This window comes from Roseinatronobacter alkalisoli (genome assembly GCF_028745735.1).
GTDB classification, from domain to species: Bacteria; Pseudomonadota; Alphaproteobacteria; order Rhodobacterales; family Rhodobacteraceae; genus Roseinatronobacter; species Roseinatronobacter alkalisoli.
The window spans coordinates 44866-61547 of sequence record NZ_JAQZSM010000017.1; the positions used below are offsets into that span (position 1 = coordinate 44866).

At 61.5% G+C, this 16682-nt stretch carries 16 protein-coding genes and 1 tRNA gene; 7 read left to right on the forward strand and 10 right to left on the reverse strand.

All coding sequences use genetic code 11. From position 1 onward, the window contains the following. Positions 1-8: 8 nt before the first annotated feature. The 6 genes from PUT78_RS16075 to PUT78_RS16100 form a co-directional block, all read right to left on the reverse strand. Positions 9-1127, reverse strand: a complete 1119-nt coding sequence (locus PUT78_RS16075) for a gamma-glutamylcyclotransferase (protein WP_274353293.1) — start codon at positions 1125-1127, stop codon at positions 9-11. Beyond that, a complete protein-coding gene (locus tag PUT78_RS16080) occupies positions 1124-1582 on the reverse strand; it encodes a TrgA family protein (RefSeq protein WP_274353294.1) in 459 nt (152 codons plus the stop codon). Before PUT78_RS16080 ends, PUT78_RS16075 begins: the two co-directional genes overlap by 4 nt. Before the next feature lie 80 nt (positions 1583-1662). Continuing rightward, positions 1663-2916 carry an SAM-dependent methyltransferase gene (locus PUT78_RS16085; RefSeq protein WP_274353295.1) on the reverse strand — a complete coding sequence of 418 codons (1254 nt, stop codon included), beginning with the start codon at positions 2914-2916 and terminating at the stop codon, positions 1663-1665. A 31-nt stretch (positions 2917-2947) separates the two neighbouring features. Next, positions 2948-4366 (reverse strand): cryptochrome/photolyase family protein, encoded by a 1419-nt coding sequence (locus PUT78_RS16090; RefSeq protein WP_274353296.1) that lies wholly within the window; start codon positions 4364-4366, stop codon positions 2948-2950. A gap of 75 nt (positions 4367-4441) precedes the next feature. Next, positions 4442-5680 (reverse strand): aminotransferase class V-fold PLP-dependent enzyme, encoded by a 1239-nt coding sequence (locus PUT78_RS16095; protein WP_274353297.1) that lies wholly within the window; start codon positions 5678-5680, stop codon positions 4442-4444. Between the two features lie 390 nt (positions 5681-6070). Beyond that, complete coding sequence (locus tag PUT78_RS16100; RefSeq protein ID WP_274353298.1) at positions 6071-6685, reverse strand: lytic transglycosylase domain-containing protein; 615 nt, start codon at positions 6683-6685, stop codon at positions 6071-6073. A gap of 189 nt (positions 6686-6874) precedes the next feature. On the opposite strand from PUT78_RS16100, the gene ssb reads away from it, so the two are divergent. From ssb to PUT78_RS16115, 3 genes are all read left to right on the forward strand, one after another. After that, entirely contained in the window at positions 6875-7378 is a 504-nt protein-coding gene (ssb, locus tag PUT78_RS16105) for a single-stranded DNA-binding protein (protein ID WP_274353299.1), read from the forward strand. Positions 7379-7423: 45 nt separating this feature from the next. Continuing rightward, positions 7424-7497 (forward strand) — tRNA-Gly (locus tag PUT78_RS16110). 186 nt (positions 7498-7683) lie between these two features. Next, the gene (locus PUT78_RS16115) at positions 7684-8613 is read left to right on the forward strand and encodes a class I fructose-bisphosphate aldolase (RefSeq protein ID WP_274353300.1); all 930 of its coding nucleotides are present in this window, start codon (positions 7684-7686) and stop codon (positions 8611-8613) included. Between the two features lie 151 nt (positions 8614-8764). Here the strand turns inward: PUT78_RS16115 and PUT78_RS16120 are convergent, their stop codons facing one another. Beyond that, the gene (locus tag PUT78_RS16120) at positions 8765-10009 is read right to left on the reverse strand and encodes a lytic murein transglycosylase (RefSeq protein ID WP_274353301.1); all 1245 of its coding nucleotides are present in this window, start codon (positions 10007-10009) and stop codon (positions 8765-8767) included. Here PUT78_RS16120 and PUT78_RS16125 point away from each other — a divergent pair. The 4 genes from PUT78_RS16125 (at position 10008) to PUT78_RS16140 (ending at position 12988) form a co-directional block, all read left to right on the forward strand. Then, on the forward strand, positions 10008-10172 hold the full coding sequence (locus tag PUT78_RS16125; RefSeq protein ID WP_274353302.1) for a hypothetical protein: 165 nt from the start codon (positions 10008-10010) through the stop codon (positions 10170-10172). The genes PUT78_RS16120 and PUT78_RS16125 overlap by 2 nt on opposite strands. After that, positions 10173-11402 carry a lytic murein transglycosylase gene (locus PUT78_RS16130; protein WP_274353303.1) on the forward strand — a complete coding sequence of 410 codons (1230 nt, stop codon included), beginning with the start codon at positions 10173-10175 and terminating at the stop codon, positions 11400-11402. It begins immediately after the preceding gene. A gap of 74 nt (positions 11403-11476) precedes the next feature. Continuing rightward, entirely contained in the window at positions 11477-12688 is a 1212-nt protein-coding gene (gene zigA / locus PUT78_RS16135; protein WP_274353304.1) for a zinc metallochaperone GTPase ZigA, read from the forward strand. Positions 12689-12691: 3 nt separating this feature from the next. Beyond that, complete coding sequence (locus PUT78_RS16140) at positions 12692-12988, forward strand: DUF6525 family protein (RefSeq protein ID WP_274353305.1); 297 nt, start codon at positions 12692-12694, stop codon at positions 12986-12988. A gap of 215 nt (positions 12989-13203) precedes the next feature. Here PUT78_RS16140 and PUT78_RS16145 read toward each other — a convergent pair whose 3' ends face one another. Genes PUT78_RS16145 through obgE form a run of 3 tightly spaced genes read right to left on the reverse strand, consistent with a single transcriptional unit; the run spans position 13204 to position 16588 of the window. Then, on the reverse strand, positions 13204-14463 hold the full coding sequence (locus PUT78_RS16145; RefSeq protein WP_274353306.1) for a glutamate-5-semialdehyde dehydrogenase: 1260 nt from the start codon (positions 14461-14463) through the stop codon (positions 13204-13206). Further along, the gene (proB, locus tag PUT78_RS16150) at positions 14460-15575 is read right to left on the reverse strand and encodes a glutamate 5-kinase (RefSeq protein ID WP_274353307.1); all 1116 of its coding nucleotides are present in this window, start codon (positions 15573-15575) and stop codon (positions 14460-14462) included. Before proB ends, PUT78_RS16145 begins: the two co-directional genes overlap by 4 nt. Continuing rightward, on the reverse strand, positions 15563-16588 hold the full coding sequence (gene obgE / locus PUT78_RS16155) for a GTPase ObgE (RefSeq protein WP_274353308.1): 1026 nt from the start codon (positions 16586-16588) through the stop codon (positions 15563-15565). The genes proB and obgE overlap by 13 nt, the downstream gene beginning before the upstream one ends. Between the last annotated feature and the right edge of the window lie 94 nt (positions 16589-16682).

Here is a 16682-nt window from a genome sequence, read left to right on the forward strand (position 1 = left end):
TACCAGCGTCAGCGTGCCTGCAACCGCGCCTTGTTCAGCGCCAGCCAATAGGCGGTCTGGATCAATGGCCCGTTGCGCACTTCGCCGCTGGCAATCAGTGCCATAAGCCGCTCAAAGGGAATGACATGGCTGCGGATATCCTCTGCCTCGGATGCCAGACCGGCCACGCCTTCATCAGCATGCGACAGGTCACACAGCGCCACAAAGGAATACAGATATTCCGAAATCGCCCCCGGTGACGGATACGACTCCCCCACCGGGACAAGCGCATCCTGCATCAGGTGAAGCCGCGCTTCTTCCTGCGCTTCGCGCAGCGCACATTCCCCAGGGCTTTCGCCAGGGTCAATCCGGCCCGCAATCGGTTCCAGCGACCAGCAATTCGCGTCGCCGCGCATATAGGGGCCATAGCGGAACTGCTCAATCACCAGCACAAGGTCCAGCGCCGGGTCATAGGGCAGCAGGGTCACGGCATCGCTCATGACGAAACCGGCACGCCGGACCACATTACTTGCGCTGCCATCGAAACGCTGAAACTGCAGGTCATCAACCTGCACGCCGAAGAAATAGGCGTAGGGCTGCATACGCTGGCGCGACACCACATCGTCGCGCCCCCAATCCCCGCGCAGGGTTGCCGACTGCACCGCCTGCCCCGCACGCAATTGCGATGCCGCATGCGCCAGCAGCATGGGATAACGGACCTTCAATGCCTCTGGCGCGTAAACACCGGCCAAAGCGAACAGTTCATGTGCCGCCAGAATGGCCGCATCGGCATTGCGTGCGGACCAGTCGGTGAATTCCCAGCGCGTGTCTGTCACCTGCGGTAATTCGCCGGGGCGATAGACCTGCGCCTGCACCGGCGCGCCATCTCGCAGCACAGTGGCGGTTTCGCGGGTATAGTCAAACAACCCTTCATAAAAATCCAGCCGCGCCAGCGCAGATGCATCCAGCGCAACCAGCCCCCCTTTGGCCTGTGCGCCGTCACATGCGACAAGCACCGGGTATCCCTGAACATCTACCTGCACATGCCCCGCCATTGTCGCAGGCGACATCGCGGGCGCAGCATTCAGCACCGCGGCGCGCAGATCATCATGGCGCAATGTGCCGAACAGAAAGACATCTGTTGTCATCCGGCAGACCGCCGCATTTCTGCCCAGCGAAACACCAGTGTCAGGGCAATTCCGGTGAAAACAATCATCCCCGCCAGCAAAAGCAGAAAATCCAGTTGTGCCATCCGCGTCAGATGTTCGACAAAACCACCAACAAATCCAAGAAACGCAGCTTCCAGCGATGAATAGCGCATCTGATACCCCAGCCTGAAAACATTGTAGGCCCCGATCACGAAAAGCGACAGAAACACCGTGACAATGACCCCCTGCAAGACCTGAAACACGGACTGAACGAAGCCCGATGCGATACGCGCGCCCACATATTTCCAGCCGGTTAATGCGGCAATCACAGCAACGACATGGACGCCCTGTCCCTGCCGGGGCGGGTGTTCATAAAGGGTTATATACTGCGCCACCGCGTAAACCGCGAGGGCCGCAAACACGATGGCCGCAGCCAGTTTTGTCAATGTCGGCATGAATTCTTTGTCCGCGCTGTTACCCGTTCTTTACTACGGCGGGATTAACAGTTTCACAACACTGCGCGCGGCAGATGATGTCAGTCCCCGCCCGGGCGTTGCAAAACAAGCTGCGTGACATCGCAATTGCCCTGCCGGAACGCCCCCGCACAGGATGTCAGGTAGAATTCCCACATCCGGCGGAACCGGTCATCATAACCAAGGGGCGCAATCTGCGGCCATTTTTCAATAAAGCGCGCGTGCCAGCGCCGCAGGGTTTCGGAGTAGCTTTGCCCGAAATCATGGGTGGTGACATAGTGCAACCCGCTTGCCTCTGCCATGCGCCGCACTGGACCGGGCGCGCCCAGCATACCACCCGGAAATATATATTTTTGTATAAAATCAACATGTTTTCGGTATGTTTTAAACCGTTCATCCGACACCATGATAATCTGAATAACCGCGTTCGCCTGCGGCTTCAGCCGATCGTGCACCGCCTTGAAATAGGTTGGCCAGTATCGTTCGCCCACAGCCTCGAACATCTCGATAGAGGCAATTCCGTCGAACTGCCCGCGCGTGTCGCGGTAATCCTGCATGCGGATGTCGACGCGGTCGCCTATCCCGGCGGCCTGCATGCGTGCGTGCGCATAATCATACTGGGCCTGCGAAATGGTCAGCCCGGTCACCTTCAGCCCGCGCTTCAGTGCCGCATATTCCGCGAACCCGCCCCAGCCGCAGCCGATTTCCAGCACATGATCGCCCGCATTCACCCCCATCCGGTCAATCATGGCCGCATATTTCGCTTCCTGCGCCGCTTCCAGACTTTCCTGCCCGGTCGTGAATATGCCCGATGAATAGGTCATGCTGTCATCCAGCCACAGACCGTAGAAATCATTCCCCAGATCATAGTGATAGGCAATGTTCCTGCGGGCCTGCGCCTTCGAATTCGCGCGCAGCCAGTGCCGGACACGTTCCATCGCGCGCACCAGCTTCATCGGCAACACCTCATCATAAAGCGACGGGTTGTCGTCATTGATCAGGTCCATGAAGGCCTGCAGGTCAGGCGTGCTCCAGCCGCCCTCCATGTAGCTTTCGGCAAAGCCGATATCCCCCTCGCGGACGAGGCGCGCAAACAGGTCAGGGTCATGCACATCGATCGCGGCAACATAGCCCGGTGCCTGCCCCTGAAACCGGAAGATGCGCCCGTCCGGCAAGCCCACATCCAGCCGCCCCCGGTTCAGACCGGATGCCATGGCATGCGCCGCCGCAAAGAAGCGTGGCAAACGTTCCTGATTTTCAAGCGTCGTCAGAACCTGCGGTATCATGACATCAGATGATATTGTTTCGTCGCGCATTGGCAATATTTTCCTTCTTCCCCAAAGGAATTCATGTTTTATTTTTTATATCATAGGCTTGAAGGGCGATCTTGCGGCCTTCTGCAAGGTCCACCAACGGGTTGGGGCGGGCCATCTGCGGCGAAAGCTGCCAGCTCCGGGGGCAGGCCCGGAAAAATGCCTGTGCCGTTTCGGGGGCTGATGCGCTGATTTCAGCAAGCCACTTGCGGCGATAACGCCCCTCCGGGTCGAATTTCCGTGCCTGGGTGTCGGGGTTGAAAATGCGGAAATAGGGTGCCGCATCCGGGCCGGACCCCGCCACCCATTGCCACCCCATCGCATTTGCCGCCGGATCCCAGTCCACAAGGCATTGCGCAAACCAGTCCTGCCCGACACGCCAATGCGTCAGCATATGCTTGGTCAGATAGGACGCAACCAGCATACGCGCGCGGTTATGCATGCGCCCGGTGACATATAATTCGCGCATCGCCGCATCGATCACATCTATCCCGGTGCGCCCCTGTTTCCAGCGCAACACACCCGTCCCGTCATTCGACCACGGAAAACTGTCCCAGCCGTCGCGCCAGTTCCGTGACACGATATGCGGGGTGTGAAAGATCAGGTGATAGGCAAATTCGCGCCAGACAATTTCCTTCAGAAAATGCGCGGCACCGGCTTTGCCCGCATCCAGTGCATGTTGCCCCGCCCGCCACAGCGCACCGGGGCTGATTTCGCCATAGGTCAGGTTCTCCGACAGGCCGGAACACGCATCCTGATCCAGAAATTCGCGCTGGTCCTGATAATCGGCGACGTTGCGGTCAATGAAATACGCAAGCCGTGTGCGCGCCGCATCCTCGCCGATATGCAGATGGGGGTGCACCACATCTGCGCCGCGGTTCATCGCGCGCCCCAATCCCCAATCCGCCAGACTATCGCTGTCGGGCCACTGCGCCGGTGCGCGCAGACATTCCGGTGCTGGCAGGTGGGGGGCGACATCCAGATCCTTTACCGCACGCCAGAACGGCGAATAAACCTGATAGAATGTTCCCTGCCCTGTCTGCACCTGCCATGGTTCAAACAGCAGATGCCCGGAGAAGCTTTGCGCATCCACGCCACTGTCCCGCAGCGCCGCTTTTACCTTTTTGTCGCGCGCCACCTGATCGGGGTCATATTGCCTGCCCCACCAGACCGCGGTTGCACCGATCTGCGCAATCAGTTGCTGCAACACTGTCAGCGCGTCCCCCCTGCGCAGGATCAGTTTTGAACCCATGTCATCCAGACAGCGTGCAAAGCGTGCCACCCCCAGCCCCAGACGCCATTTCGGCGCGGCGCCCAAGCCCTCCACCAGCGGGTCACAGATGAACAGCGCAATCACCGGGCGATCGGAAGATGCCGCCGCATGCAAAACAGGGTTATCCGCCAGACGCAGATCGCGCCGGACCCACCAGATAACAGGGGAAAGCTGTGTCACGTTTCGTCACGCTTCATCTAGCAAAAAATACTTATCTGCCCCCCCTGCCGGAACCGAAAATCCGCTGGCGGGGCGTCACAAGACCTGATCTAGCGCCAGAATCAGCGCGTCAAGATCAGCCGCTGTTGTATAATGCACAAAAGACAACCGCAGCACGCCCGGCGCCGGATCGATCCCCAGCGCCTGCAAGGCGCGGTTCGCATAAAAACTGCCGCCACCCGCCATAATCCCCTGCGCGGCCAGTGCCTGCGCCAGATCAACGCCCGGACGGGCATGTTCCAGCGCGACTGTGGGCGCACGGCCCGCCGCCCCGTCCGGGCCGATCAGGCGCAGGTCGTTGCGGCCCGTCACATAATCCAGCAAGGGTTGCAGCAACTGGGTTTCATGCGCGCGCATCAGATCATGCACCTGCGCCATGCGTGCGGCGGCACCTTGTTGCGGGTCTGCCCCGAAATGATGGGCATGCAGCGCATCGAAATAATCCGCCATCCCCGCACAGGCGGCAATCTGCGCATGGTCCGGCCCGGCGGGAGTGAAGCGTTTGTATAGCGTATCAGCATTGAAATAATGCGCCTGATCGGGCAGTTGCATGCCCAGTTCACGCCGGATCGTCATCAGGCCCTGATGCGGCCCATAGGTTTTATAGGCGGAAAACAGATAGATATCGGCCCCCAAATCGCGAATATCCGGCAGGCCATGCGGCGCATAGGACACCCCGTCCACGCAGGACCATATGCCCGCCTGCCGCAGCCCTGCACAGATCGCGGCCACCGGGTTGATTTCCCCCACAATATTCGAGCAATGCGGGAAACACACCAGCCGCACCTTGTCATCAATCAACTGCCAGAGTGCGCCGGGGTCCAGATGGCCGCTGGCCGGGTCAATCCGCCATTCGCGCACTGTGATCCCGCGCGCGGCCAGCCGCCGCCATGGGCCTGAATTCGCTTCATGGTCCTGATTGGTCACGACAATCGCATCGCCCGGCGACAGCATCTCGCCAAAGGCCTGCGCCAGCACATAGGTATTGGCGCTGGTTGACGGGCCAAAACTCAACTCCTCGGGGTCAATGCCCATCATCGCGGCCAGACGACTGCGGGCCTCATCCATCTCTGCGCCCGCTGCGCGCGACGCGGCATAGGCCCCATAGGGCTGCACCTTGCGTTCATGATAATAGCGAAACAGCCGGTCAATCACCGGCTGACAGGTATATGACCCGCCAGCGTTTTCGAAAAAGCGCTGGCCTTCCAGCGCGGGCTGGGCAAAGGCGGGAAACATGGCGCGGACAAAACCGGTATCCAGTACAGGCAGGGTCATGACGGGCATTCCTTGATCGGATAATCGCCTGTCAGTCTGCGTCGGCCATTCGCCGGGCGCAAGCCGCAGACAACTTTAATGTCCAGTGTAAATGGAGATCGGTTTGAACAGTCCGCTTGCAGGTGGTTCTGGCCTGAAGGGGACGTTTGCACTCGGATCAAGCCCGCGCTATCGGTGGGCCGGGGTCTGCCGGTCCGACGTTATAGGGATGCAGTTTATGCAGGCGGCATCTTTCTGAGCTCAAAGGACTGAACTGCCCTTGGGTCATCGGCAGGCCGCGGGACGGCCCACCGATGGCGCGGCGGCCTGCGGCCTTGATTCCGCGCCTTTGGGTGACTGCTTCAGGCCGAATTTAACCAACCTGGCGGCTTCCCCCGGAGGCGGGTTGCATTAGCCAGTACCCAGAATCACCCGGATATAATTCTGCGTTTCTGCAAATGGTGGAATGCCGCCATGCGTTTCCACTGCGCCGGGGCCGGCATTATAGGCCGCAAGCGCCAGCCGCCAGTCGCCGAACCTGTCATACATCATGCGCAGATACCGCGCGCCGCCATCCAGGTTCTGCTGCGGATCATGCGGGTCGACCCGCAGCATACGCGCCGTGTCGGGCATCAGCTGTGCCAACCCGATCGCACCTTTATGCGACACGGCAGCCGGGTTCCACCGGCTTTCCTGATGGACCAGTCGCAGGAACAGATCTTCGGGAATATTGTGCTTGCGTGCCGCACTGCGGGCAAACTCGGCAAAAGCCCCGGTTTCCGGGCCGGAATAGCGCGGAATACTGGTGTCATCGCGCGCCTTGTCACGCGCATTCGGCAATAACCGGACAGAGGCCGAATATTGTTCCGACAGCCGCCCGTCGATAACGCGCGACGCCCGTGCCACCACATCTGTCCGTCCTGCCCCTGCATTGCTGCGCGACAGACTCAGCCCCTGCCCGAATGCATCGGAAGGGGCGAATGCGACAATCATCGCAAGGCCGGATATAAGCAGGACAGCGCGCATGACCCTATTCCATAATGCAAATCCGCAAACAGCGCTATAGCCGAAATGCGCCATCAGCACTGCCCGGGCGCGGGTTTTTCTTGACCCGCCCGCACAGAACCGCATTCCTTGCTTTACGCCGCGCGACCAATGATAGAAAACGGCGCGTGAAACCAAATGCAGATTCGAGATGACACGCAGGGGGCATATATGGCTGGTTCGGTGAACAAGGTAATTCTGATTGGCAATCTGGGGCGCGATCCGGAAGTGCGCACCTTCCCGGATGGCGGCAAGATCTGCAACCTGCGCATTGCCACATCCGAACGCTGGCGCGACCGTACCTCTGGCGAGCAGCGCGAACGCACGGAATGGCACAATGTCGTTCTGCGCGGCGAAGGGCTGGTGCGCGTGGCGGAACAATACCTGCGCAAAGGGTCCAAAATCTATGTCGAGGGCACGCTGCAAACCCGCAAATGGCAGGACCAAAGCGGCCAGGACCGCTATTCGACCGATGTTGTCGTGGCTGGCATGGGCGGCACATTGACCATGCTGGACGGGCGCGGCGAAGGTGGTGGCGGCGCTGGCGGCGGTGGTGCCGCCGGGGGCAGCGGCGGCGGATATGACCGCGATCAGGGCTATGGCGCCAGCTATGGCGGGTCGGGCAGTTCCGCACCCGCAGGCCCGTCTGACATGGATGATGAAATTCCGTTCTAAGCCCCGCTTGACGGGTCCGGCGTCTCAGGATACTGAGACGCCAAGGCGGGTGTAGCTCAATGGTAGAGCGAGAGCTTCCCAAGCTCCAGACGAGGGTTCGATTCCCTTCACCCGCTCCAATATTTCCCCCAGCAGATACCACAACCACCCGCGACATCGCGGGAATTCCTGTATCATTCAGCATTCTCCCGCTGATCAACCATGTTGATTGCGCTAACATCGCAAGTCGCATCAATAACGTCATTGTTTCGACACATCGCAGCGATTAACCCTGCCCGAAACAACCAACCGGACAGGAGCAGCACATGCGCGCAACCCGCATCGTTCAGAAAATTCTCGGCCATTACGAAGCTGACAACCCCGGCGTAAAAGCCAATCTGTGCCGCATACTGATGCAGGGCAAGCTGGGTGGCAGCGGCAAAATGATCATCCTGCCGGTCGATCAGGGTTTTGAACATGGCCCCGCGCGCAGCTTTGCGCCCAATCCCGCCGCCTATGACCCGCATTATCACTTCCAGCTGGCCATTGATGCGGGCCTGAACGCTTATGCCGCGCCGCTTGGCATGATCGAAGCGGGTGCCGACACATTCGCCGGGCAAATTCCGACCATCCTGAAGGTCAACAGCGCCAATTCCCTGATGTCGGACACAGCAGGCAAGAATCAGGCCATCACCGCCAGCGTGGATGATGCGTTGCGCCTTGGCTGCGCGGCTATCGGTTTTACCATTTATCCCGGTTCGGACTGTGCATTGGGCATGTTCGAGGAAATCAGCGCCATGCGCGAAGAAGCCGCAGCCAAAGGCGTGGCCACAGTCATCTGGTCCTATCCGCGCGGCGAGGCAATCACCAAGGACGGTGAAACCGGCATTGATGTGGCAGCCTATGCCGCCCAGATCGCGGCGCTTCTGGGCGCGCATATCATCAAGATCAAACTGTCCACCGATCACCTGATGCTGCCCGAAGCCAAGAAAGTCTATGAAGACCAGAAAATCGACATCGCCACACAAGCCGCGCGTGTCAGACACTGCATGGAGGCCAGCTTCAACGGCCGCCGCATCGTCGTGTTTTCCGGCGGGGCAAAAAAGGGCGAGGATTCCGTTTATGACGATGCGCGCGCCATCCGCGACGGGGGCGGCAACGGCTCCATCATCGGGCGCAACAGCTTCCAGCGCTCCCGCGAGGACGCGCTGGCCATGCTTGGCAAACTGATCGAGATTTACAAGGGCAAGGCCTGAACCATATTCCCCCCTGCCTTGTGCAAGGTCGGGGGGAACATCCGCACGTAGCGCTCACTGGTCCGCAATACCAGCCCGCGCCGCCTGTGCATTGAATGGGTGCGGCTGCACCCAGAGGGGGCAAAATGCCCCCTTTTTCTTTTTACCGGGGTCAGACGCCGCGCCGCAGACGTTCCAGCAATTCGCGCGACGGGTTACCACTCACCGCCAACCCCCGCGCGCGCTGATAGGCGCTGATCGCCGATTGCGAATTCGGCCCGATCACCCCATCCGCCCCTTGGGTATCAAACCCCGCGCGCGTCAGCAGGCGCTGCATTTCCTGCCGCTCGCCCAGTCGCAGGCCATAACGGTCGGGCTGGAAGCTGCCGCGGATCGGACCGCCACCACGCAACCTGTCAGAAAGATGCCCAATTCCAATAACATAGAACTCGGAGTTATTGTATCGCGTTAGGGCCGTGAAATTGCGGAATGTCATAAACGCGGGTCCGCGTGGCCCGTCGGGAATGATGATCGACGCTGGCCCATGATCAGCAACCGCGCGCCCGTCCATGTTGCGCACCCCCATCCCGGACCATTCCGATACAGCACGCGAACTGCCCCGCCCGGCAAGCCCGGTATTGAACCCGTCGGGCAGGCGCACTTCCACGCCCCATGGCTGGCCGCGGGTCCACCCCATGCGCGCCAGATAATTCGCCGCCGATGCCAGCGCATCTGCCGGGTCATCCGCCCAGATATCGCGCCGCCCGTTGCCGGTGAAATCCACGGCATATTCCTGATAGGTGGTCGGAATGAACTGCGTATGCCCCATCGCGCCTGCCCATGACCCGCGCATATTGGCATCACTGGTATCCCCGCGCTGCAGAATGCGCAGCGCCGCAATCAACTGGCTTTCGAAAAACGCCCCGCGCCGCCCGTCAAAGGCCAGCGTGGCCAGCGCGGAAACCACCGGAATATCGCCGCGTTCCGTGCCATAGCGTGATTCCAGCCCCCAGATCGCGGTGATCACCTCTGCCTCGACCCCGTAGCGCCCTTCAATCGCGCGCAGGGTCGTGCCATGGCGCGACAAGGCGGCCCGCCCTGCCGACAGGCGTTCATCGGACACGGCGATTCCCAGGTAATCTTCCAGCGTGCGGGTGAATTCGGTCTGCCTGCGGTCACGCGCGACAACATCCGGCAGGAAACCCGCACTGCGCAAGGCCGGGTCCAGCGTGCCTGCATTTATGCCTGCCGCCAGCGCGCGTGCCCGGAATCCGGCCAGCCAAGTGTCGAAAGCCGGATTCGCCTGTGGTTGCAGGCGCGTTGTTTGCCGTGCCGTCATTGGCACCCCCCCGCCCATACAGGCCGAAAGCGAAAATGCGGACAGTCCCGCAATACAGAAGCGTCTTGAAATATCCATGGCACTGCTCAACCCTTTATTGCCTTTTTCCCGCAAGGGTAACGGAACATGGCCCATCAGAAAAGCGGCCATCGGCAAAGACCCGCATATTGTGAACACAGCCCACTTGGTTCCCCGCCGCCGTATCGCTAGCATGCTGGCAGTCATCACATCGGGGAAATGAATGTCACATTGGATACCGGCTGCGGCCCTCGCCCTTGCATTACCCGCCTGCGGTCTGGCCAATGTTGAAACATCGCCCCGCCCAACTGTGCGGCCGGCAACATTTGTTCAGCCGCAATCGGGTGATTTTGACGCCTGGCGGGCCGGATTTGCAGCCCGCGCGCGGGCTGGCGGAATCAGCCAGGCGACACTGGACCGCACCCTGCCCCTGATGCGACGCCTGCCCGAAACCGTGGCGCTTGACCGTCGCCAAAGCGAATTTGGCGCGCGCATCTGGGATTACATGGACAGCACCGTATCGGCCAACCGCATATCACAAGGGCAGTCCGCGCTGCGCCGCCATGCGGATGTGCTGAACCGTATCGAGGCCCGCTATGGCGTCCCGCCAGAGGTTCTTGTGGCCATCTGGGGTATCGAATCATCCTATGGGGCGAATCGCGGCGGCACAGCGATATTGGCAACACTGGCGACACTGGCCAAGGACGGGCGGCGCGGTGAGTTTTTTGAATCGCAGTTGATGGATGCGCTGCGCATCGTTCAGGCGGGCGATATCAGCCCGCAGGCGATGATCGGGTCATGGGCAGGCGCATTCGGGCATATGCAGTTCATGCCGTCCAGTTTCCTGACCTATGCAGTGGATTTCACCGGCAACGGGCGGCGCGATGTCTGGGCCGATGATCCCACCGATGCGCTGGCATCTGCGGCGAATTATCTGGCGCGGCGCGGCTGGACACGCGGCCAGCCATGGGCACGCGAAGTCATTCTGCCCGGCGGGTTTGACCTGCGCCTGACCGGACAGACCCGGTCAGCGGCAGACTGGACACGCGCGGGCGTGCAGGTGGCCGCCGGTGCGCCGCTGCAATCGGGTCAGGCGCGGCTGGTTCTGCCCGGCGGGGCGCGTGGCCCCGCATTCCTGACCTATGGCAATTATGATGTGCTCAAGGAATATAACATATCGGACGCCTATGTGCTGGCCGTGGGGCACCTGTCGGACCGATTGCGCGGTGGGCCGGGATTGCAGGGCAACTGGCCACGCAATGACCGCGCCCTGACGCTGGATGAACGCCGCGCGCTGCAACGCCGTCTGAACGCGCTGGGTCATGACACTGGCGGTGTGGACGGGCGCATCGGTCCCGCGACAGTTGCCGCTGTGCAGGCATGGCAGAAGTCACAGGGGCTGGCCCCCGATGGCTATGTCAACGCCGATTTGCTGCGCCAGCTTCTGCCCTGACCCCTTGTCCGGCGGGAGATGATACTATATGACGCTCCAAGAGTGTTATATTATATCATATCGAAAGGTGTCGCATGCCCGTTTCCGACCCCCGCCTGCCCGTCACTGTCCTGTCGGGTTTTCTTGGCGCAGGCAAAACCACGCTGCTGAACCATGTCCTGAACAACCGCGACGGCCGCCGCGTCGCGGTCATCGTCAATGACATGTCCGAAGTGAATATCGATGCCGATCTTATCGACGCAGGTGTTGACCTGAAGCGCGGCGAGGAAAAGCTGGTGGAAATGTCCAATGGCTGCATCTGCTGCACCCTGCGCGATGACCTGCTGGCCGAAGTGCGTCGTCTGGCGCAGGAAGGGCGTTTTGATTATCTGCTGATCGAATCCACCGGCATTTCCGAACCGCTGCCGGTTGCCGCAACATTTGAATTCCGCGATGAACAGGGCGACAGTCTGATGGACGTGGCGCGGCTGGACACGATGGTGACAGTGGTGGATGCGGTCAATCTGCTGCGTGATTTTTCCAGCCATGATTTCCTGTCCGACCGTGGCGAGGTTCTGGGCGATGAGGATGAACGCAGCCTTGTTGACCTGCTGACCGACCAGATCGAATTTGCCGATGTCATCATCCTGAACAAGGTCACCGATGCAGGCCCCGCGCAGACAGATGCAGCGCGCAAGATCATCAAGGCCCTGAACCCCGACGCGAAACTGATTGAAACCGACCATTCCAATGTCGCCGCCAGCCAGATTTTCGACACTGGCCTGTTTGATTTCGACACCGCGCATGAACACCCGCTTTGGGCGAAGGAACTTTACGGTTTTGCCGATCATGTTCCTGAAACCGAAGAATATGGTGTGACATCCTTTGTTTACCGTGCGCGAAAGCCCTTTGATCCGGTGAAGATACATGCCGCGCTGAATGGCAATCTTCCCGGTGTCATCCGGGCCAAGGGGCATTTCTGGCTGGCGACGCGGCCCAACTGGGTGGCGGAATTCTCGCTTGCCGGGGCCATGTCCAGTGTTACCCCGCTGGGCGGCTGGTGGGCGGCAGTGCCGCGCGACCGCTGGCCCGACCACCCCGAAGCGCTGGAAAAAATGCGTGAGAACTGGATCGAGCCATGGGGCGACCGGCGGCAGGAACTTGTTTTCATCGGCGCGGGCATGGACCACGCGGCGCTGATTGCGAAGCTGGATGCCTGTTTGCTGGACACCGACAGTTTTGCGCCCGAGCTTTGGGCAGGACTGGATGACCCCTTTCCCAAATGGGGCCAGCGCAAGGCCGCGTAACCCATGGCGGGAAACCTGCAATCCAGCTTGCGCAGGCGGCGCAGTCCGATGGCGGAATTCGACCGCCTGCCCCCCGAACTGCGCCACTGGCTGGCGCATGCTGCCCTGCCATGGTCGGCGCGTTCGGCGCTTCGGCTCTGGCAGAGGGCCGCGCGGCAATACGGGCCGGACCCGAAGGATATTCTGGCCCATCTGGCGCGCGCCGAAGCGCGCAGTCTGGAACGCGACTGCCCCGCCATCTGGGGGGACGGGTATCCGCTGCTGCCAGCGCAGGCGCGGAAGCTACGGGAAGCGGCCTGAAGGGGGTGTTGGTTCTTGGATCAAGCCCGCGCCAGCGGTGGGCCGGGGTCTGCCGGTCCCACGTGGGCGAAGTTCACTTAATGCAGGCGGCATAACTCCGGCATTCAAGGCGTGAATCAGCACCAGCGTAACCGGCAGGCCGCGGGACGGCCCACCGGTGGCGTGGGCCAGGCTGCGCCCTTGTTCCGCGCCTTTGGGATTTATGAACGCCGGTGTCAGGCCCGCACAGTCCCGTCCCCGGTCACCAGGTATTTGAAGCTGGTCAGTTGCTCCGCCCCCACTGGCCCGCGCGCATGCATCTTGCCGGTGGCAATCCCGATTTCCGCGCCCAGGCCGAATTCCCCCCCATCGGCGAATTGTGTGGAGGCATTGCGCATCAATATCGCACTGTCCAGCCCCGCAAAGAACCGCGCGGCCACTGCGTCATCTTCCGCCAGAATCGCATCAGTATGCTGCGACCCATACTGGCGGATATGCGCCATGGCGGCGTCAACATCATCGACCACGGCGGCGGCCATGATCTTGTCCAGATACTCCTGTCCGAAATCATCCGGGGCAGCCGCGGCCACACCCGGCAAATGCTGCAAACCTGCGCCCACACGCATTTCCACCCCGGCGGCAACCAGATCCGCGATGATCTGCGCACCAAGCCCGTCCGCGATATCGCGGTGCAGCAGCAGGCATTCGGCCGCCCCGCAAATGCCGGTGCGGCGGGTTTTCGCGTTCAGCACAACCGCGCGTGCTTTGTCCGCATCGGCGCTGGCATCAACATAGATGTGGCAAATCCCTTCCAGATGGGCGAATACCGGCACGCGCGCTTCGCGCTGCACCAGCCCCACCAGCCCCTTGCCACCGCGCGGCACGATCACATCGATATGTTCCACCATGCGCAGCATGTCGCCCACGGCGGCGCGGTCTGTGGTCTGGACCAGTTGAATCGCATCTTCCGGCAGACCTGCCGCGCGCAACCCCTGCACAAGTGCTGCATGTATCGCATGGTTGGAACGGAAACCTTCTGACCCACCGCGCAGAATAACGGCATTACCTGCCTTCAGGCACAGCGCACCGGCATCGGCTGTCACATTGGGGCGCGATTCATAGATCACGCCGACAACGCCCAGCGGCGTGCGCACCCGCGCGATATGCAGCCCTGTGGGCCGGTCCCATTCCGTGATGATCTGGCCCACCGGGTCATCCTGGGCTGCGACTGTGCGCAGTGCATCACAGATGCCGGAAATGCGCCCCTCATCCAGTGCCAGACGGTCCAGCATGGCGGGCGACAGCCCTTTTTCCTGTGCGGCGGCCATGTCGCGGGCATTGGCGGCCACAACATCTTCACGCTGTGTCCACAGCGCATCTGCGGCGGCGTTCAGGGCCTGCGCCTTGGCCGCAGCCGGTGCCATTGCCAGCACCTGTGCAGCAGCGCGCGCTCGGCGGCCCATATCCAGCATTTCAGATGATATTTCGAGAGTCATAGCGCCATCTCATCCCTGTGAATAAGGGCCACGCGGCCCGGATAGTTCAGAATCCCCGCAATCTCGCGGGAATGATGGCCCGCAATGGCGGCAGCTTCAAGGCTGGAATACCCCGCAAGCCCCAGCCCGAGCGCCCCCGATGGGCCATGAATGACCACCGGATCGCCGCGCTGAAATTGCCCGTCAACGCGCGTGACGCCGGCGGGAAGCAATGATTTGCCCTGCTGCAAGGCCAGCTCCGCGCCCGCATCGACATGCACCGTGCCTTTGGGTTTCATCGCGGCAATCCAGCCCTTGCGCGCCGAACGCGGGTCACCTTGCGGTGCAAAAACCGTGGCATTTGCCCCGTCCAGCACCCCTTGCAGCGCGTGCATGGCAGCACCCGCAGCAATGATCATCGCACAGCCCGCCGCCGTAGCGGTTCTGGCCGCCATGACCTTGGTTTTCATGCCGCCCTTGGACAGGGTGGACAAGGGTTCACCGGCCATCGCCTCGATCTCCGGGGTGATATGCGCCACGAATTCGAACCGGCGCGCAGCGGGGTCGGTTTGCGGGTTGCTGGAATACAGCCCGTCCACATCCGACAGCAGCACCAGCAGATCAGCGCCGATGGTAACCGCCACCTGTGCGGCAAGCCTGTCATTGTCGCCATAACGGATTTCATCTGTGGCGATGGTGTCGTTTTCATTGACAATCGGCACCACGCCCAGCCCCAGCAGCGTCGACAGGGTGGCGCGCGAATTCAGATAGCGGCGGCGGTCATGCGTGTCTTCCAGCGTCAGCAGAACCTGCCCTGCGGTAATGCCATGCGGGGCAAGCGCTTCTTCATAGGCGCGGGCCAGCCGGATTTGCCCGACTGCGGCCGCGGCCTGACTTTGTTCCAGCGCCAGCGCCCCTTCAGGCAGGCCCAGTGCCCCCCGCCCCAGCGCGATGGACCCTGATGACACGACAACCACATCCGCGCCGCGTGCGCGCAGCGCAGCCAGATCCTGCGCCAGCGCATGCAGCCACGTGGCGCGCAAAGCCCCCCGTTCCACCAACAGCGCCGAGCCGATCTTGACCACGACCCGGCGCGCCTGTGACAGCGTCGCCGCAGCGGTCAGGGTTGCCATGGCCCGTCATCCTCTTCGACATGTTTGCCCTTGTCGATCCGCGCCAGAAGGGCACGCAGCACATTCTGCATCCCTTCGCCCGACACTGCCGAAATCAGATAGACCTTGCGCCCGCAAGCCGCTTCCAGTGCGGCGCGTTTTTCGGCGCGTTCCTCATCATCCAGCGCGTCGATCTTGTTCAGCGCGATGATGCGCGGTTTCAGCGCGACATCATGCGAATAGGCATCGAGTTCCGTGTCGATGATGCGCCAGTCTTCGGCCACATCCTCTGACGTGCCATCGACAAGCTGCAACAGCACCGCGCAACGTTCGACATGGCCCAGGAACTGATCGCCCAGGCCCCGCCCTTCGGACGCGCCTTCGATCAGGCCGGGAATATCGGCCATGACAAATTCGCGCCCGTCAATGCCCACAACCCCCAGATTTGGGTGCAATGTCGTGAAGGGGTAATCCGCAATCTTTGGCCGCGCATTCGATGTGGCGGCCAGAAATGTGGATTTGCCCGCATTGGGCAGGCCCGCAAGCCCCGCATCGGCAATCAGTTTCAGCCGCAGCCAGATGGTGCGTTCAACACCGGGCTGGCCGGAATTGGCGCGGCGCGGGGCCTGATTGGTCGCGGATTTGAACTGAAGATTCCCCCAACCGCCATTGCCGCCCTTGGCCAGCAGCAGGCGCTGGCCCAGTTCGGTCATGTCGGCGATCACGGTTTCCTGATCTTCGTCCAGAATTTCTGTCCCCACGGGGACACGCAATGTGACCGATGCACCATCCTTGCCAGTGCGCCCCTTGCCCATGCCCGGCTGGCCGGAATTGGCGAAGAAATGCTGTTGAAAGCGGAAATCGATCAGCGTGTTCAGGCTGTCCACCACTTCGACCCAGACATCGCCGCCGCGCCCGCCATCGCCGCCATCGGGGCCACCGTATTCGATGAATTTTTCGCGCCGGAACGACACACAGCCCGAACCGCCCCCGCCTGAACGGATATGGACCTTGGTCAGATCAAGGAATTTCATGACTCTCTCGCGCGCCCCGTGTGTTGTTACCGGCCAAAGCGCGCGCCAGCCCTTCAGGACATATCCGCGCGCGGTGGCTTGTGGTTACCGCATT